Source organism: Pseudaeromonas pectinilytica, from assembly GCF_054780855.1.
This window is the reverse complement of sequence record NZ_BAAGVN010000339.1, coordinates 15895-31956: the sequence shown is the minus strand read 5'-3', so window position 1 is coordinate 31956 and position 16062 is coordinate 15895. Positions and strand designations below refer to the sequence as shown.

Genomic DNA, 16062 nt, shown 5'->3' with positions numbered 1-16062 from the left:
GAGTAGGCAGAGAAAATCCAAGCAAAACAACACGTTAGACGGTATTATTAATTCGCTTGCCGCTTAAGGTTCTGTACATGAGACACTCCATTCTCGTCATTCATTCGAACAACATCAAACCCATTATGGCGTGCAACCTGCCCCCTTATTCGTTGCATCTCCCATGCTTGATCGCCAGGATCTGTATAGCCAGTAACCCTCTTGAATACATCCTCATGATCTTCACTAAACGGTGATATATCTCCACTCTCAAACACGACCGCATCATACAAATCACTGAATTCTTCATCTGTAAGCCCGTCACCACTCCACATCGACTTTAGATATTCCAATGTTTCATCTGTGTCGAGATCAAAGTGTGATGCCTCATTGCTATTCTTAACCACAAAACGCTGAATTTTATCTCCATAGGTTGATGCAGTCTTAATGCTTTTCGTTGCAAAAAACCCATCGAATAAATTATTGATCAACGGGCTAGTATGTCCGCGCTGTATTCCAGAAGCTAGATCGCCATAAGTGCCTGAATAGTAAACTTCATCAAGGTCATATCCGTATTTTTTAGCCTCATCCTCAGTGATTACAAAGCTGTCTGTGATCCCGCTCTTGCTATACACAGGAGCCTCATGCCACGACTCCATTACGCGGCGGCCAGGCTTACGGCCATTGCGCATCCCGGTAGCGATAGCATCCAACACCCGGTTGAATTCCTCTTCGGTGGTGCGCTCGCCAATCAGACCAACAGCCCGTAGCGCATCCTTCACCCGGCGCACAATGCCGCGCCACCAGATAGCCAGCTCGCCGCGGTCAGGCTGCTGCTCCATCCAGTGGGCGAACACCTCTTCCGCCTGCACGTCCACATGCATTCCAGTGTAGTTCTGGGCCACCTGGTAATAGGCGTCCTTGATCCCGCTGATATCCTTGCCACGCTTGACCGCCTCAATGATCGAGATATAGGCGTCATCCCCGACAACTTCACGCAATCCATGGTGCGCCAGCAGCTCATGTCGCATCAGCTCGCGGGCCCGCTTCGGACTCTGGATGGCCTCAGCGTTGAGTAGCAGCGTTTTATAGCCCGGCAGATAGGCGGCGTTAACGGTCTGGCCATCTGGTACCTCGGCACCAACCATGCCCAGCACCTCACTCATCTCTGCCTGGTTGGCGGCCACCATGATCCGGGCGCTGGCGGCCCCCTTGTACTGAGCGCTCCACTCTTTAGCGACAAGCTCCAGCTCTGGCTTGGTCATGCCGCGAGCGTTCGGCGCTGCATCGGACAGCGAGAACAGTGCGATACGATCACCATCCTCCTTTTGCTCGATGGTGTTGAACAGGTGATCGAACCCTGCGCGGATCCCGGGTATTTCGCCAGCTGTCGGGTACGGGTAACTGCTGTCCAGCTCAAAGCCAAGGCTGGCCATCGCATCCCAAGTTTCCTCGCTCGCAATGTTGGCCAGGTAGTCGTTACTGACACCTTGATCTTGCAGCTTGGAGATCAGGTAAGACTCGAACGCTCTGGCGCTCATTTCCTTGTCAGTAGTCCAGTAGTCCTTACTACGCTTGCCATCTAGCTTGCTGGATCGGGCCTTAATTGCCGTCTGGTCAATGGCTCGCTTGACCGCGCCGAACGCATCAACCATTTCTTTGCGCACCGCACCTTGATGGAAGTAGTTGCTGCCTCTTGCAGCTAAGCCAACGTCACGCGCATCCGACATCGAACCACTATCACCGCGCATTCTGCCAAAGTAGTTATCCAGCGCATGCCACCATTCATGGCCCAGAGAGCCAGCACCGTTCATTTTGGTCAGATTAATGACCACCTTGCCGGGTTCGTAGTGGGCAGCAGCAGGGCTTACGCCGCCAGATCCGCGAGCGCCAAAGGCCAGGCCAAGTTGACCATTTAGGGAAATGGCTTTCGGGTGGATATTCAGAATGGCCGCCATATCCATCAGGGCGTCATAGGCATCGTTCAGATCGCGCTGGCGGCGACTGCCTTCTACCCAGTTACCAAACTCGACACCACGGAAGCCAAAGGCGTTGCTGAACATCTCCGGCGTAACATCGGCACCAGACCGCATATCCTCACCCACGCGAGGGTTGTTGATATCTCGCCGTTCATTGGGGATCGCCTTGCGCTTCTCCAGCTCGGCAACCAGGGCATCATGGTTTTCTTCACGGTAACGCCTGGCGTCTGCTACGTTTTCAAACGGCTTGGACAGCGGGATGTAGTTGCGGCCAACCTTCTTGCCGACGACCCAGCTTGCCCGTCTGTCATCGCTGTAGATGTCGAACGAAGCGGCCTTGGGTTTGGTTTGCTCGCTTGTCAGCTGGTCATAGCGCTTCTTAAACTCAGCGATCACCTGCTCCTTGGTGTCGCCAGTGATGAACATGCGCGGCCAATTGCCGAACGCGGTGGAGCTGCCTTCGCGTGACATGCTCCATATTTTCTTTGGTGGGCTGTAGTGAACCCCGTCCTTCATGGAATACTCGCCATCCTCCAGCGTGAGATCCGCCAGGCTTCGCTGATGGCCGACAGCCTGATACAGATCGGCCTTGTTGTTGATATTACTGGTGGCGCGAAATGGCGACCGCGACATAAGGTGTCCGGCTACCTTGGTATCCAGCGACCCATCCAGCAGCTGCATGGACAGATCGCGCAATTCCTTCACGGAGCTGGCCCATGACTTAACCTTGTATCCAGCGCGAGGCTTAGATGGGATCGCCTCCCGAGCGGCTCGCATCAGCCCTACTGCTTTGGCATCGACGCCGGAATCAATCAGCTTTTGGTAGTCTGGCGCTGGCCATGCCTTACTGAGTGGCAGTTCGGCGATCTGCTCTGCCGTGTTACCCTCGATGCTATCCCGGTAGGAAGTCCAAACATCCTTACGGGCGCCGCCGATCTTCTGTCCAAAGTCGGCGATCTTGCCCTTACTGTCTCCGGCCTTATGAGCTTCAGACGACTCAGCATTCACATCGGATCTGGCGGCCTTGATCTGGTCATCTGATGCTCTGTCATTTACACTTGTGAATGAGGGCTCCGCTCCCTCCTCAGTACGGGTAGGTGTAGGACTGGGGAGCGTAGGACTGGTGTTGTCATGTCCCTTGCCAGTTACATCGGATCCCTTGTTCTCTTCCCACCCAGTAAGCAGCCAGTGATTGCTGCCCGGTTCTTTTACCAGCCACGCGGTATAGTGATCGTCTGAAACCGCAGTTTTCAGCGTCCCGTTTAATTCAGCTCGATTTGTGACGCGACCAGAGGCAACTACTGACGCTATTTCCTCGGCAACTTGCAGGGCTTGCTCTTCTGACAGGCCATCTTTGCGCTGTCTTGCTTCGAGGATATGCGAGATCCCCTTTGCTCCCTTGCGTTTGCCCGATGCGGTGGGAGCCTTGCCTTCATCACCCCAGATAAAATCGATAGCGCCAAGGTCTGGACGGTGAACAGCTTCCAGTACATCCTGTTTGGTACTGATCGCCTTGCGCATAGCCAATACCGCCTGTTCAGCCGGATCTGCCTTTCCACTCTCATGCTGTTGTTCATTCGGCCCGTCAGTCGCCGGTGCTACTTGCGTCATCGGTATGACTTTGGCGGCATCAGACTTGGCAATCAGCATTCCGTCATGTCTTTGAATGGCTTTAATGTCGTTGTCTGCAGTCCATTGCTTGATGGCCTGAGTGTCGCCTTTGAGCGTCAGCGTCCCATCGTCATTGTTGGTCATCTCTTCCCATGGAACTGACTCAGGTGCTTCATCCATGGCTGCAGCGCTCTGCACCTCAACAGGAGTGATAGCCATCTGCTTCACCTTGGCAACATGTGGCTTTGCCACAATGACACCATCCGATGCAGCCATCGCTCGCACACCATTATCTTTGGCCCACTGCATCAACTGGCCCTTATCTCCTACCAACTTGGCGGTGCCATCATTGCGGTCTTGGATCTCAGACCATGGCACCTGCGGCATTTCTTCCGTTGGCGCTACTGACTGTTCTCCAGAAACAGCAACCCCGGCGTCTGGGGCCGGGGCTGTGTTTGGTTCAAGTGCCACTCCATCAGTTGGCGGCAGACTGTCCGTCCGCGTTTGCGGTAGCAGCGGTGGAGTTTTTGGCAATTGCTGGGGCATTCCATCGGTGACCTCCTGGCTGGCAGATTGTTCCAACTGTCCAGCATTGCTTGACGGTTGCATGACTGGCGCTTGATTAACAGGCTGTGTAGCGCCCGCGTTTTCTTGCGGTTGATAGGTTTGGGAGGGGCCAGTGTAGTCCTTGATGTTTGCCGGGATGGTCTTATCGCCAAGCTGATCCAGCAAGAATGCGCGGTGATGCCCATCCTGAATGGAAATCGAGCCGTCCGGCATTTCCCACGCCTGAATGGGGTTTGCCGCTGTAAACTCACGCAGTTTTGCTTGCGCGGTCTTATCCGATTTGAGGGCATCTACGGCTTGGCGCATGGTGGCGCTCTCTGGCAGGGACAGGCCAGCCACATTATTCAGTAGCGGGATGATCTGGCTCTCACTGACGCCCTGATTCCCGATCTGCCCATTAGGGCGCTTCACTTCACGCACATCGAGGGCAATCGGGTTGTTTGCGGGTGAGGATACGTCGCCCTGCGCTGCAATGGCCTGCTCCAGTTCTGCCTTATCCACCACACCAAAGCCGCCTGTCGGCAGTGCAATAGGCGTTTCAGTCTTGCGGCTGGCGACGGTTGCCTCTTTGAGGGTGGAGAATGGCTTATTGCTCCGCATGATTCGCAGTGTTTTGAGCTGGCCGAAGATTGCGTCAGACTCTGCGCCTGCTTGCTGAATGGCTTGCCCGGCATCAGTGCGGGGATCGCGGATGGACTGCTCGCCAAGACTGTTATCTACTTGGTCGCGAGAAAGGCGCGGCGGGGTATAGGCGCTGTTCTTGCTGTCAGCACCTGGCGTACCGGGTGCAAAGATGGTGTCGGACTGGCCGATGGCTGGCGTGGCGTTTCTGAATCGCTCGCTCTGTGCAGCCATAGCCTGCTCCCTGGCTGCTGCAGCCTGAGCCTGCTCTGTAGCCGCCTGCTGCTCCGCTCTGCCATCACGGCCATACACCACGTCACGGTATGGCAGCTCGGTGCCGACTTCACGCGCCTCACCGTCAACCACTCGGCCTGGCAGATAGCCGGCTGGATTACCACCAGTCTCCGGAGGCAACACATCGCCCTCTTGGCCATCCTGCCAACGGGTGCGCTCTGAGCCACGGAACTGTGGACCGGGGCCAGCCTGTTTGTCATCAAAGGCACCAGGGGGCGCCACTTCGGTACCTGGTTGCTTGGCATTCGCATCACCGGCGAAGATGATGTCTTTGTTCGGCAGTGCCAGTGGCGCATTCTCCAGCCCAACCTGCAGGGCGCTCTTGTTGCCAGCAAACGGGTCAACGCCAAGTTCACCAGCCAGCACTCGCTCTCGCAGCGTCTTGCCCTGATTGCCACCTTCAACCTGGTCGCGGATCAGCTGCTCTACCGTTGGGCCAAACTCACCAGCCAACGCTCTTTGCACATCAGAATTGGCGTCTGCCCAACCCTTGAATCTGTTTGCTGTCCCGTCTTGCCGCAAGAAAGCCGGAGTGTCTCTAAACTCATCGAAAGCAGAGGAAGATGGGCCGATAGGTGAGCGGGATCCGCTGCTCATCATGTTGTCGATCTCATCACTGAGCGACGAGCCACGGTCAGCCTGGCGTTGATCCAGTCCGTGGATAGCGTCGTCAATGGTCTGATCGCCGGTAACGGATCGGCGCTCGACGGTGACCTTCGCGGGGCCAGTGTGAGACGCTGGGCCAGCGATGCCAGCCGCCATGCCGCCGAACGGGCCAGCAATGACCGCCTCATTCAGTGCTTGCAGCATGACACCAGCCATTGGATCGCGGCTTTCGTCAGCCCACTCCTTAACGGCCTCGTTGACTGCACGCTGGGTTTCCGCTGCTTGCCAGCCCTCACCGGCGGCCTCGGTTGCCAAGCCTCGCGCGGCGGCACCAGTTCTGGTCTTGCCAATCTTCCCAGCGAGACCACCCATACCAGCAAACGCCCCCTCAAGCGTGCCGGCGATAGCATCTGATGCCATTGCTCGAGGATCATTCCAAGCGTCGGTTGCCGCCTGTTCAGCCATGCCATTGAGTGCGGCATGCTTGATTGTGTCCGGATCAGCGTCAGCCAACTCGCCATCAGCTAGATCCCAGTAGGCCTTTTGATAGCGCTCGTCGGCGTTGAGCTGTTCTTCCGGCAGGTTTAGCCAATAGTCCCGCGCCTCATCCCGCGCCTGCTGGGCTCGCATACCGGAGGCCATGGCTGCAGAGTGCGCACCGTAACCAACCGCTCCCAGTCTCGCCAACCCGGCATTTACGACGGCATTCTTGGCTTGCGCTGTCGGCGCCGCAGCATAGGCCACACGGATTTCATCCAGCGCCCCGTTAGAAATGGCCTTTTTGGTCACAGCCTTGGCAGCAAGCGACCGAGCCTCTGCCTCCACCGCCTCCTTGGCGACCATCTTCACTGCGCCACGCGCCAGTGGTCTAGCGACAAGGCCTGCGCCCTTGGTACCAATGACCATCGCGCCGATCTGGCCGAATAGTGTAGCGCCCTGGTTTGCCCAGGATCGCCAGTTCGTCAGAGCTGGGCCCGCAGTAACATTCCCCTCGTCGTCCTCGATGAAGAATTGCTGATTGAGAGAGTCGCGCCCGGCCTGGCTCATCTGCTGCGTCTGGCTATCACCCCAATCAGATACGGCTCGCCCCAGCTTCTTGGCCGTCGAGCCATCATGCCCGGAGACATCCTGCAGCTGCCCTACCGTCTCCAAGTCTCCACCGACAGTCTGACCCACACCGCGCTGGGCGGAATCTACGACATCACCCATCCAGCCCTGTTCTTCTTGCGGCTCAGCTGCCGTAGCATTGCCATATCTAGCCTTAACCGCAGCAAGAAACGCCGCTCTACTCGCAACCATCGTTCAATCTCCCGGACGCAGAAAACAAAAAAGCCGGGCTCTTTGGGAGTCCGGCTATCATGGGAGTTATTTTGTGCTAGCGATGAAAAATTGCAAGTAATGCGGTGGTTTATTCATCATCCTCACAATTAAGGTCAATTCGCGCAAGAGCATTGGCCAATGCGTAAGTCGTCAAACAGATTAAACCGGCCTTGCCCTCACCTCGACACAAACGACTGATGGTGCCTTGTGGCATCGAGTAGCCTGTTTCCTGAAAAATAAGATCACTGGCAACCGCTTGGCTGCCAGCCTGCTTTACCAGCTCATTAAGTCGTTCGATCACATCATTCATCGGGGTCTCTCGGGAAACAGAACACCTCTACCCCTTGCTCTGACTGACTATCTCGATAGAAAAATAGGCCATCAAAGAAAGCCTGTAGCGCCCAATCCGGCATGTCCGAGCCGCGACTAGAATCCTGGTCAGCTCTCCACCCTCTCACTAATGAATTAGTAACATCGGGCTGACCTCCCAGCGCGAACAGTTGCAGCACCAGGACCTTGTTTCTACCGCACCCGGTCAGATGCAGCATTTTTTTGAAAACTTCGTTATTGTTCATCGAATTCGTATACCACGCGGTCTTTGAGGACGTGAGCCAGGAGATGCGGAACATCCTTGCTCAAATTGACTTTCGAGCGTGACAGCTTGCGATCACGGGCGTTGAGAGTGGTTTCTCCCATCACTCCATCTGTCAGGGTGATATGACTTGCCTTAGGATCGGCCTGTACCGTTCCGATCACCTCGCCATACTGATCCAGTACCGCCGCCAGAGTGAAGCCCTCGGTTTTGGCCGCAACGCGAGCGTATTCCGCTTCAGTAGCGGCGATGCGATCATTGTGTAGACCGATGCGCTCATTGACGATACCCAACAACACATCTTCGGATGCGCAAGACGTTAGGAAGTTCTCGCCAACGTACACAGTGAACAGCCCATCATTCTCGATGACATCAAGATTAACCTGAGCAGCGACAGCACGAATGACAGACAAGGAAAGGGATGAGATGGGATTAATTGCTTTCATAAAAACTCCTGTGCGGGTTTTGTTGTGGTAGCTACCTGTTCGGTAGTGAAGTACAAAATTTACATTTCATATTTATGAGCTGCCTGTTCGGCAGTGATTTAACTGTATGCGAATCGCATTATTCTTGCAACAGGAATATTCAAAAAAAATCCGCCCACCCACATTGCTCGCACACCTTAGCGGTCAATCAAGCACATTTTGGCGACTGCCGGATTTTTGACGGTTTCCTGATTTTTGCTGGCTGCATCCATTACCAGCCCATCCAGCTCGCGTATCCGCTTTACCAGTCGAGCAATTGATTCCTGCTTTACGCCGTGGGTATCTGCCGCTTCTGGTTGGCTAATCCCATCGCAGAGATGCGAAATTGTAGCCGCCACCACTTCCGCGCTTGTGACTTTTGTCAGCTTGAGTAGCGCCTGGATATAGTCAGGAGTCATAAAACGAGTTCCCCGCAAAATCGCCATAGAATTTCATCAGTACATGATCGCGAGATAGCACACCCCAATTCGACACCCGGTAGCACCGCTCTTTTGTGTCATAGATAACAATCACACCGAGATCCGCTTCAATTCTTGCTAGATACCGCTTAAACGTGGCTCTGCTAATCCCTACAGCTTCAGACAGTTCGATTGATGTTTTCGAGCTGTCGCCTCGTTCAATCATCGCTAAAATGCGCAGGCTATCCCGTAGGAAATAGCCTGGGCTATCTTCAACGCTTCTTGCCATTACGCCCGCCCAGGTGCAAGGCTGGAATGCTGACCGGCTGCACCCTCGATCAACGCCTCAGTAAATAGATCATCGGCTACTGCATCAGCGTCTCCGCCGTTCTGACGATGAACGGTGTACCAGCGAGTGACCAGTGCGGCGAGGTTATCCTCTGGCCCACTACGGAATAGGTCGATGGACAGCCCACTGGCCTCGCAAATGCGCTCGATTGGTGCCCAATCCAAACTAATGCCGCCATCAGGGTCGCGGGCCAGGTGCAAATCTGAAAATGAAACATCATCCGGGATGGCGAACTGGGTTAATTGCTGCTGCATGTATGCCTCCACGGCATCGACTATGAAATCAGTGAGCCGCATTCCAGCAGCCCGGCTTGCACGAACCCAGCGGCCTTTGGTGGCCGCTGGTACGTTGAGATGAATGGGGAGAATATTAGGCTTCGTCACGGATATAGGCCTTATACCAACGGCGGCAAATCGCTTCGAACTGCGCCTGAGAATCGCCGCTGTATCCCATGGTGCTGCCCATTAAGCTGCCGCCATTACAGATCTGGCGACCGAGACACCCTGGTTGCCCGTTCAGATCGGCGTAGATGTAGTAGCTGCCAGCGCGAGAGAAGGTGATTTCTTTGCCAAGTTTGCGGCTTTTGATGGTCAGTTGCATGATGTTGCTCCTATCAGGAATCGGGGTTCCGCCCCGGCGGTTGGTGCTGCTCTGTGCCTCACCGTTGAACTAACTATAACGCTTTGGCGCTATAACGCAATAGCGTTTTGCTGTTATATTTGACGGGCGTCACAAAATCACGCTTTACCATCAACCGTGAAATTAATCACGCCGCCCTCTCACTCACAACCCTCGAATAGAATGCCTGGGCTGCATCGCCATACATCCACAGGAGGCCAGCTTCTGCGTGGCGTTCATCTTGAGTAAGCGTTGGTGGTTCAACTTTGCCGTCTCGGCAGTTCGGGCAATCGTGAGGCTTCGGCTTCTGTAGCTCCCCAGTACCGTTACACGCGGGGCATATGCCGCCCTGGGTATCTCGCAGGCAGCGCTCGGCAATACGCTGGCGCACCTGCTCTGCCAGTTCTTGCTTGCCTATCACCTCCAGCTCCCTGGCCCGTTTCGCCTCCCGGCGACCGAATGGGTTGTGCCGCTTATAGAGCGACAGCAACTTTTGCTGATTGGTGAGCATTCCGATAACGCTGAGCACTGCATTCTCTGGGAACTTTGCCAGCAGCCGCTTCATGGCGTGCAGATCCCCCATGTACTGGGCTTTAATGCAGTCTGCGCCGTCCGGGCTTCGGTGCTCGGCAGCATTGAGGGCGGCCAGGATTTCACAGCGTCCGATTCCATCAGGATTGCGCGCCCCCCGGCTTGACGATGATTCGATGGACACGGCCATAGGCTCAAACAGTCTGCTCAGAAACTCGATACTCATGCTGCTACCCCTTTGTGCTCAAAAATCCGGTCTAGCCACTGGCGCATCTGTCCGGAGCGGACTTGTGCGCTGGTGACTTCGAGAACGGTCCAGCCGCAGATGGCCGCCTCATTCATTTTTTCTCGGTCGCCGGTGAACCCCAGCCCGCGGGTGTGCCGGCCGTTTGAGTGCTCCCCGCCATGCACTTCGACGGCAATCATTAATTCTGGCCAGGCATAGTCCAGTCTCCACCGTCTGGTGGGGTGGAACCGGTGCTCGGTGACATAGGCTGGCAAGCCATGCAGGTGCAGCTTGGTTTCAGCCTGGAGCTTGGCCACCTGCTCGTTGACCCTATTCTTCCCTTTCGGAGCGGTTGGCGCTTTGGGGCCAAACTTTGGCTTGATGAGTCGCTCCAGTTCGATGGCAGATAGTCGGATCACGCTGCTCCCCCTATGGTGTTTGCCCGAAGCTCGGCCACTTCTCGGCGTGTTTGCTCGACCAGTTCGGCTTCGGTGCCAAACATCCCCACGAACATCAACTTATCCAGATGAATGGATGGCACGGCTGGGTGTTGCGTACCTCGATGATGGGCGGGGCACGCGGGAAACCCGTCATAGTGGCTTGCCCTTCTACCAGCCCCCTGCCCTTGGCGTTTGTGGTGGTACTCGGCTGGAGTTGGGCCAAGCCCAGACATTCGACATGGCAGGCAACCAAGCGACACCGCATCAGCGATCCAGAGCTTTTCGTCCTTGGTCATTGGTTCTGCTCCTCCTGCATCAGCCGGTACTCAGAATCCCGAGGGCTGAACAGCAGGATCCCCCGCTCTGTTGCCCATGCCTCATGGCATCGGAGCGCGTTGAACCGCTCTCCTTTGGTAGCCGCTCTCATGCCGTCATGCCCTGCCTTGCTCCAGCTCAGGCGAGTTCCGTCAGCATCCACGCCAAGCCACCGCGATGTGAAAAGCTCATGGGCATCTTCTGCGGCGAATGGGCGCTTCCCGTATGGTTCACCTTTGGGGCTGATCATCAACGGCATGGTGCAACCGTTGGCAGCCATGAACTTGGCCGTGGCCTCCATCCATGACCGCCAGAGCCTGGCCATACCCCAGCGCCCGGTGTTCCCGCTCTGTGTTTTCACCAGCAGAACGTGTTTTGTCTCCAGTTCGGAGCTCAGTGAATAGAACACCTGCTCGAGATTCCCTCGGGTGAGTTGGTACTCAGCCACGGCAATGCTCTCTGATCCGGCGGCACTCATCCTCGATGGTCTGCCACATAGAGTCGGCCTGGTCTGTGGCCTTATCCGCCTCGGCACCACCAAAGACGACCCACATCACCCAGCCAACGCAGAACGCCATGACCAGCAGGAACACAATGAACAGCCCGAGCATCAGAACTTGGTCGAGATAGGTCATTTCCATGGCTAACATCTCCGGCCCTTGCGGATCTTGGGGCTGACTCTCGAGCGACGGCAGGTACCACGGGAGCGCACTCGCGGTATCGGGTATGACTCATGCCATTCGGTCGGCTTGATGAACGACACTGGCGACATTGCCGAGACAGCCAGATAGGCCAGTGAAGAGAACAGGATTTTTCCGCTCATGCTGCTTGCTCCTTCGTGCTATCCATCGGGGTCAGGTAGTACCACCAGACGGCCTTGTCATTGATCTTCTCGATGTGGGCTTGTTTCCGGTATCCGTAGCGGTGAACCTGCCGGAGCCTGGCGCTGATGGCCGTTTGTGTGTCGGCGTGCCCGTACCGGGTCCAGCACTCCCGCTCAATTTCTCGCAGAGTCCGGCGCTTTCCGTCGCGCATGATGGCGATGACGCGGCCCAGTTGGCTGGATACGTTAATTGGTCTGAGCATTAGTAGTCCTCCATTAACCCGGTGAATCGCATGAATGGTGCTTGCCAGCGCAAACGGACAACTCCAGTTGGGCCGTGTCTGTTTTTCACGAAGTTGATCTCGGCAGTCCCCTTATCGTGGGAATCTTCGTTGTAAACATCGTCACGGTAGAGAGTCAGGATCTGGTCTGCTTCCTTCTCGACCTCGCTTGAGTTAGCGATGTCCCCCATGCCGGGGCGCTTGTTTGATCGCTCCTCGCAGGCTCTGTTCACCTGCGCCAAACAGATCACCGGGATATCCAGCTCGCGGGCCAGTTCTTTGAGTCGCATGACGTTGTCGCCAACTTGCTCCCACCGTGCAGCATTAGGGTTTGCGCCTTTGATGCGCTGCAGGTAATCGAGATACAGAGCCGTCAGTCCATGCTCGTGCTTCCATCGTCTGGCAATGCGCTCAACTTCTCCGATGGTTACGCCGGATTTGTCATACACCCACATCTGAGAGCCAATCAGTCGGCCTGTGGCGCCGGAAAGTCGGCCCCAGTCAGCATCGTCCAGGGCGCCAGTGCGCATCTTGTGGCTATTAACCCGGCCATCAATGCAGCAGATCCGAGTGCCGATCTGCGCAACAGGCATTTCTGCAGAGATGAAACCAACAGAATGCTTGTTCACCTTGCAATCCAAAGCCCCAAGGATCATGTTCAGCAGCAGGGCCGTTTTCCCCATGGCAGGTCTTGCGGCTACGATCACGAGGTCAGAGTTGTGTGCGCCATTGGTTGCCGCATCCAGCTCAGAGATCCCGTAAGTGACACCCATATCGGTGCCCAGTTGGTATTTTTCGATCGCGTCGATAGCGGCTCTGGCAATGTCCTCGGGCCCGTGCTCGTATCGGCCAACCGGTTGACTCAGGCGCATGAGGGCTGATGCAATCTCGTCGGAGCAATCCTCGCCTCGCTCCAGGCGCTCCGCTGCATCACGAACTAGCGACCATGCGTTGCGCTTGATGTAGCGATCGATGACCGTTGCCTCGTAGGCGCTGAAATTGGCGGCGCTTGGGGTGTTTTTGGCAATCTCAACCAGGTACGCAAATCCACCAACCCGGTCGAGCTGATCTCTCTGCTCAAGCTCTGTCTGCAGCGTGATCAGGTCGATGCGCTCCTTGCGCATGTGGATTGCTTGGCAGGCGGAGTAGATTATTCCGTGAATTTGCGAGTAGAAGTGTCCTGCACTCAGGCTGATTTGGTTCATCAGGGATGAATTCAGCAGCAAGCACCCAAGGACAGTTGCTTCGCTCTCATGGCTGTAAAGTTTTGAGCTGATACCGAAATCCATAGCCATCACTCCCCAAAAGCCCGAGGACGTGAAACCGAATCAGGCGGAGAAGCCCGGCGGCGATGGTCTTGATTGACTGGCTGGGTGGCGATTTTACGGATCCAGTTCCGCCAGGTAGCGAACCAGTCCAACTTCACAGCCTTGGCCCCAGGGATGGATCGCCAGTAATCGGCGAAAATATCCGCCTCCCGGGTTATTGCCTGCGGAGATAAACCTTGTCCGATGGCAAAGGTTCGCCACTGGTCAGGCAGAGTCCAGTCGTCTGGGAGTCTGGTTCCCTTGGTCGCGGTCTGTTTTTTGTGTTCGCTAGTTCCGTGATGTGGCGATGACGATAATTTTTGCTCGGCAGTTGGCGGTGCGTCAGCACGAACGCTCTTGCTCTCAGTCTCTGTAGTAGTCTCTGTTGTAATCTCTGTATACGTCTCACGTTCTGGCGTGATAGGTGTACACGTTGAAACGTGAGAGGGTCGCACGTTATAACGTGATAGCTCTCCCGATGCAGAGCCACAGCTATCACCATTTCCATTGGTATCAACAGCGTCGGTTACATACGTTATTTGCTCAATTTTCTCTGGGTTTGGCTCAATGAAAAGCACGTTACTAACTGGCATCCCTGTGCCAATGTTCACCGTTCTCAGTTCGAGCGTGATCAGCCCGGCATCACGCAACCGGTACATAGCTTCCTGAACTTGCCGCTTGGTGAAACCGAATTGATCCGCAAGGGATTGATAGCTCCGTTGCAATTTGTCTGACTTAAAGCGTTTTTCGCTGCTAATCGTGCAGCCAGACGCTTCATCGCGGACAATTTTGGCTCGATACCAATAGACGATTTCCGACAGCAAAACGACGGCGTTGCAATCAGGCTTTCCGTTTTGCATTGTGATGCGAGTCCACCAGGCGTTAGGGATAACATTGCCAGTGATATTCAGCTTCGTGATTGATTCAACGACAGAGGCCATCAATAACCTCCTTTGTCATGGTGCTTGCTGTGACATGGGTGACAAAGAACAATCAGATCCCGCATCTTTTCATTTCCCCTATCTGCGTAGGTTCTGTGGTGAACATCTAGTTGAACGCCTGATGCGTTACAGAGCTGACAACGGTGTTTTGCGAAGGACAGCGCCCTCACTCGACGGTCTTTCCATTCCGGTGTCTTGAGGTATTCGCGATATGGCATGTTGGCTAACTCAGCTTCTCTTGAGCGCCGCAGCTCAGAATGTTTCTTTCGAGCTTCCGCTTGTTTTTGCTCGCAATCATCGCAGGTGAACAACGGATACACGCTCTTTGAAAACCAATCCTTTAGCCCACTAATTGATTTAATGACATGCTCTCCCTTGGAGCCGCAATCCCTGCAGTAGATGGGCGCATATAACGACTTTGGAACCAGGTTCACGCCTGTTGTGTTCAGATATTCATCCTTCACAACCTTTGCCATTCCGTTAGCAGCGCAAATCCAGTAAATGGCTGAATGGTCGCCACCTTCCTCTACCAGCCTGCGAACATTATCGATCGCACACTTTTTCAGTTTCTCTTCGGCCTGCTTGATCTGCGCCTCAAGGTCAGAGATCACACCAAGCAGATCCATCATTTCAGTAAGTTGCCCACTATCGTCATCACCAAAGTTATTCATCACGCAACGACGAATTTTTAACAGTGAGCTTTCTTTTTTAGAGGTTTCTCCATCCTGAGCAATCATGCAGCCACCTCGTCAACAATGCGGGTGACGTCAACGCGGAGCTCTCCGGTAATTAAGCCTGTAGGCTTGATCTCAAGAAGATAACCATCGACCACATGAGACCAGCGGTCGCCAGGTATGCGCTTGAGGATCTCGTTTTTCAGGAACAACTCAACCAAAAGGCAAATGCTTATTTTGGTCTTGTCCTGTTGAGTGGCTAGCCCTTGGTCATGCAGAGCGAACAGCTCATCAGCTTCCGCATTGAGTTTTGCTATTCTGGCGGCAGCCTCCAGAACAAAAATGGTCTGAATTTCAGCCTGAGTCAGCATGTAGCCACCCCCACGGTTATCGACACTCGACCACGCAGCAGCGGTGTGATGCGGGCCCAGCGGTTAGATGACATCCAGCAACCAGCGAACAGTTGGAAGTGATTTTCTTCCAACCAAAGCTCTGCCGATTTCTGATTTTGTTTTTGAATTTGCTTCACCGGAGCGGCCATATCAGTGCAGCTCCCGATATTCAGATCGCTTGCCCAGCGAGAAGAAAATGACAATCGGCTGCGGGCGAACCGCTTTGAACGAGTGATGGCGGCACTCCTTGCCAATCCGGGCCGTGTTACGCTCTACAGAGTGAAAGGAATCATCTGGAGACAACGCATTGAATACGGCTTGCGCGAGCTTACCCATTAACAACCTCCGTCCAGTCGGTTCGCGGAAGATCAACCGTTATTCCGCAGCGTTTGAGTGCGTCCCGCATTGCGGCGATGTCCTCAATGTCGAGATCGTCCAGCAGCGAGCTGATGGTCACTTTCTCCAAGATCCCTTCCTGCTTGAGATCGGCTGTCGCTCTGGTCATGGCAAGCTCGAACTGGCGCGGGTTCTCGAGATACAGGTTGCGAAGCACCTCTTTGGCAGCCGACAGCGCAGCCTGAGCAATGAAGTCAGCGGGTATCACGCCTTGGCTGTAGGCAGCCTGGTAAACCAAGCTGAGGTGCGTCTTGTTGGCCCGAAGCCGAGGGCCATCGAATTTCCGAAGTTGTGGTGTGGTACGGCTCATAGTGTTT

The 16062-nt window shown here is 55.1% G+C and carries 22 protein-coding genes; all 22 read right to left on the bottom strand.

The window, feature by feature from the left end:
• Positions 1–47: 47 nt before the first annotated feature.
• The 22 genes from ACYVG7_RS15880 to ACYVG7_RS15775 all read right to left on the bottom strand — a co-directional run bounded on the left by ACYVG7_RS15880 (position 48) and on the right by ACYVG7_RS15775 (position 16055).
• Positions 48–6956 (bottom strand): LPD5 domain-containing protein, encoded by a 6909-nt coding sequence (locus tag ACYVG7_RS15880; protein WP_460884069.1) that lies wholly within the window; start codon positions 6954–6956, stop codon positions 48–50.
• A 109-nt stretch (positions 6957–7065) separates the two neighbouring features.
• Positions 7066–7287, bottom strand: coding sequence for a hypothetical protein (locus ACYVG7_RS15875; RefSeq protein ID WP_460884068.1), 222 nt, complete (start codon positions 7285–7287; stop codon positions 7066–7068).
• Positions 7280–7552: a hypothetical protein gene (locus ACYVG7_RS15870; RefSeq protein WP_460884067.1), complete on the bottom strand. Its 273-nt coding sequence runs from the start codon at positions 7550–7552 to the stop codon at positions 7280–7282. The genes ACYVG7_RS15875 and ACYVG7_RS15870 overlap by 8 nt, the downstream gene beginning before the upstream one ends.
• The gene (locus ACYVG7_RS15865) at positions 7542–8015 is read right to left on the bottom strand and encodes a hypothetical protein (RefSeq protein WP_460884066.1); all 474 of its coding nucleotides are present in this window, start codon (positions 8013–8015) and stop codon (positions 7542–7544) included. The genes ACYVG7_RS15870 and ACYVG7_RS15865 overlap by 11 nt, the downstream gene beginning before the upstream one ends.
• A gap of 176 nt (positions 8016–8191) precedes the next feature.
• The gene (locus tag ACYVG7_RS15860) at positions 8192–8452 is read right to left on the bottom strand and encodes a hypothetical protein (protein WP_460884065.1); all 261 of its coding nucleotides are present in this window, start codon (positions 8450–8452) and stop codon (positions 8192–8194) included.
• Positions 8442–8741 (bottom strand): winged helix-turn-helix domain-containing protein, encoded by a 300-nt coding sequence (locus ACYVG7_RS15855; RefSeq protein WP_460884064.1) that lies wholly within the window; start codon positions 8739–8741, stop codon positions 8442–8444. The genes ACYVG7_RS15860 and ACYVG7_RS15855 overlap by 11 nt, the downstream gene beginning before the upstream one ends.
• A complete protein-coding gene (locus ACYVG7_RS15850; protein ID WP_460884063.1) occupies positions 8741–9055 on the bottom strand; it encodes a hypothetical protein in 315 nt (104 codons plus the stop codon). The genes ACYVG7_RS15855 and ACYVG7_RS15850 overlap by 1 nt, the downstream gene beginning before the upstream one ends.
• 115 nt (positions 9056–9170) lie before the next feature.
• Positions 9171–9401, bottom strand: coding sequence for a hypothetical protein (locus ACYVG7_RS15845; RefSeq protein WP_460884062.1), 231 nt, complete (start codon positions 9399–9401; stop codon positions 9171–9173).
• A gap of 166 nt (positions 9402–9567) precedes the next feature.
• The gene (locus ACYVG7_RS15840) at positions 9568–10176 is read right to left on the bottom strand and encodes a hypothetical protein (RefSeq protein WP_460884061.1); all 609 of its coding nucleotides are present in this window, start codon (positions 10174–10176) and stop codon (positions 9568–9570) included.
• The gene (locus tag ACYVG7_RS15835; RefSeq protein ID WP_460884060.1) at positions 10173–10595 is read right to left on the bottom strand and encodes a hypothetical protein; all 423 of its coding nucleotides are present in this window, start codon (positions 10593–10595) and stop codon (positions 10173–10175) included. Before ACYVG7_RS15835 ends, ACYVG7_RS15840 begins: the two co-directional genes overlap by 4 nt.
• Entirely contained in the window at positions 10592–10912 is a 321-nt protein-coding gene (locus ACYVG7_RS15830; protein WP_460884059.1) for a Ref family recombination enhancement nuclease, read from the bottom strand. Before ACYVG7_RS15830 ends, ACYVG7_RS15835 begins: the two co-directional genes overlap by 4 nt.
• Complete coding sequence (locus ACYVG7_RS15825) at positions 10909–11379, bottom strand: NinB/YbcN family protein (protein ID WP_460884058.1); 471 nt, start codon at positions 11377–11379, stop codon at positions 10909–10911. The genes ACYVG7_RS15830 and ACYVG7_RS15825 overlap by 4 nt, the downstream gene beginning before the upstream one ends.
• Positions 11372–11572: a hypothetical protein gene (locus tag ACYVG7_RS15820; protein ID WP_460884057.1), complete on the bottom strand. Its 201-nt coding sequence runs from the start codon at positions 11570–11572 to the stop codon at positions 11372–11374. Before ACYVG7_RS15820 ends, ACYVG7_RS15825 begins: the two co-directional genes overlap by 8 nt.
• A gap of 2 nt (positions 11573–11574) precedes the next feature.
• Positions 11575–11754, bottom strand: a complete 180-nt coding sequence (locus ACYVG7_RS15815) for a hypothetical protein (protein WP_460884056.1) — start codon at positions 11752–11754, stop codon at positions 11575–11577.
• Positions 11751–12017 (bottom strand): hypothetical protein, encoded by a 267-nt coding sequence (locus ACYVG7_RS15810; protein WP_460884055.1) that lies wholly within the window; start codon positions 12015–12017, stop codon positions 11751–11753. The genes ACYVG7_RS15815 and ACYVG7_RS15810 overlap by 4 nt, the downstream gene beginning before the upstream one ends.
• A complete protein-coding gene (locus ACYVG7_RS15805) occupies positions 12017–13324 on the bottom strand; it encodes a replicative DNA helicase (RefSeq protein WP_460884054.1) in 1308 nt (435 codons plus the stop codon). Before ACYVG7_RS15805 ends, ACYVG7_RS15810 begins: the two co-directional genes overlap by 1 nt.
• Positions 13325–13329: 5 nt before the next feature.
• The gene (locus tag ACYVG7_RS15800) at positions 13330–14283 is read right to left on the bottom strand and encodes a hypothetical protein (protein WP_460884053.1); all 954 of its coding nucleotides are present in this window, start codon (positions 14281–14283) and stop codon (positions 13330–13332) included.
• Positions 14283–15020 (bottom strand): hypothetical protein, encoded by a 738-nt coding sequence (locus tag ACYVG7_RS15795; RefSeq protein ID WP_460884052.1) that lies wholly within the window; start codon positions 15018–15020, stop codon positions 14283–14285. The genes ACYVG7_RS15800 and ACYVG7_RS15795 overlap by 1 nt, the downstream gene beginning before the upstream one ends.
• The gene (locus ACYVG7_RS15790) at positions 15017–15328 is read right to left on the bottom strand and encodes a hypothetical protein (protein WP_460884051.1); all 312 of its coding nucleotides are present in this window, start codon (positions 15326–15328) and stop codon (positions 15017–15019) included. Before ACYVG7_RS15790 ends, ACYVG7_RS15795 begins: the two co-directional genes overlap by 4 nt.
• Entirely contained in the window at positions 15322–15498 is a 177-nt protein-coding gene (locus ACYVG7_RS15785) for a hypothetical protein (protein ID WP_460884050.1), read from the bottom strand. Before ACYVG7_RS15785 ends, ACYVG7_RS15790 begins: the two co-directional genes overlap by 7 nt.
• Position 15499: 1 nt before the next feature.
• A complete protein-coding gene (locus tag ACYVG7_RS15780; RefSeq protein WP_460884049.1) occupies positions 15500–15685 on the bottom strand; it encodes a hypothetical protein in 186 nt (61 codons plus the stop codon).
• Positions 15678–16055 (bottom strand): hypothetical protein, encoded by a 378-nt coding sequence (locus tag ACYVG7_RS15775; protein WP_460884048.1) that lies wholly within the window; start codon positions 16053–16055, stop codon positions 15678–15680. Before ACYVG7_RS15775 ends, ACYVG7_RS15780 begins: the two co-directional genes overlap by 8 nt.
• Positions 16056–16062: the final 7 nt, after the last annotated feature.

What these genes read in the sequence shown, in the direction of transcription:
- ACYVG7_RS15870 (WP_460884067.1), bottom strand. Translation starts at nt 7,552, where the DNA reads ATGAACAATAACGAAGTTTTCAAAAAAATGCTGCATCTGACCGGGTGC.
- ACYVG7_RS15860 (WP_460884065.1), bottom strand. Translation starts at nt 8,452, where the DNA reads ATGACTCCTGACTATATCCAGGCGCTACTCAAGCTGACAAAAGTCACA.
- ACYVG7_RS15800 (WP_460884053.1), bottom strand. Translation starts at nt 14,283, where the DNA reads ATGGCCTCTGTCGTTGAATCAATCACGAAGCTGAATATCACTGGCAAT.
- ACYVG7_RS15875 (WP_460884068.1), bottom strand. Translation starts at nt 7,287, where the DNA reads ATGAATGATGTGATCGAACGACTTAATGAGCTGGTAAAGCAGGCTGGC.
- ACYVG7_RS15845 (WP_460884062.1), bottom strand. Translation starts at nt 9,401, where the DNA reads ATGCAACTGACCATCAAAAGCCGCAAACTTGGCAAAGAAATCACCTTC.
- ACYVG7_RS15815 (WP_460884056.1), bottom strand. Translation starts at nt 11,754, where the DNA reads ATGAGCGGAAAAATCCTGTTCTCTTCACTGGCCTATCTGGCTGTCTCG.
- ACYVG7_RS15790 (WP_460884051.1), bottom strand. Translation starts at nt 15,328, where the DNA reads ATGCTGACTCAGGCTGAAATTCAGACCATTTTTGTTCTGGAGGCTGCC.
- ACYVG7_RS15840 (WP_460884061.1), bottom strand. Translation starts at nt 10,176, where the DNA reads ATGAGTATCGAGTTTCTGAGCAGACTGTTTGAGCCTATGGCCGTGTCC.
- ACYVG7_RS15785 (WP_460884050.1), bottom strand. Translation starts at nt 15,498, where the DNA reads ATGGCCGCTCCGGTGAAGCAAATTCAAAAACAAAATCAGAAATCGGCA.
- ACYVG7_RS15795 (WP_460884052.1), bottom strand. Translation starts at nt 15,020, where the DNA reads ATGATTGCTCAGGATGGAGAAACCTCTAAAAAAGAAAGCTCACTGTTA.
- ACYVG7_RS15805 (WP_460884054.1), bottom strand. Translation starts at nt 13,324, where the DNA reads ATGGATTTCGGTATCAGCTCAAAACTTTACAGCCATGAGAGCGAAGCA.
- ACYVG7_RS15865 (WP_460884066.1), bottom strand. Translation starts at nt 8,015, where the DNA reads ATGAAAGCAATTAATCCCATCTCATCCCTTTCCTTGTCTGTCATTCGT.
- ACYVG7_RS15830 (WP_460884059.1), bottom strand. Translation starts at nt 10,912, where the DNA reads ATGACCAAGGACGAAAAGCTCTGGATCGCTGATGCGGTGTCGCTTGGT.
- ACYVG7_RS15780 (WP_460884049.1), bottom strand. Translation starts at nt 15,685, where the DNA reads ATGGGTAAGCTCGCGCAAGCCGTATTCAATGCGTTGTCTCCAGATGAT.
- ACYVG7_RS15850 (WP_460884063.1), bottom strand. Translation starts at nt 9,055, where the DNA reads ATGCAGCAGCAATTAACCCAGTTCGCCATCCCGGATGATGTTTCATTT.
- ACYVG7_RS15775 (WP_460884048.1), bottom strand. Translation starts at nt 16,055, where the DNA reads ATGAGCCGTACCACACCACAACTTCGGAAATTCGATGGCCCTCGGCTT.
- ACYVG7_RS15810 (WP_460884055.1), bottom strand. Translation starts at nt 12,017, where the DNA reads ATGCTCAGACCAATTAACGTATCCAGCCAACTGGGCCGCGTCATCGCC.
- ACYVG7_RS15880 (WP_460884069.1), bottom strand. Translation starts at nt 6,956, where the DNA reads ATGGTTGCGAGTAGAGCGGCGTTTCTTGCTGCGGTTAAGGCTAGATAT.
- ACYVG7_RS15820 (WP_460884057.1), bottom strand. Translation starts at nt 11,572, where the DNA reads ATGGAAATGACCTATCTCGACCAAGTTCTGATGCTCGGGCTGTTCATT.
- ACYVG7_RS15855 (WP_460884064.1), bottom strand. Translation starts at nt 8,741, where the DNA reads ATGGCAAGAAGCGTTGAAGATAGCCCAGGCTATTTCCTACGGGATAGC.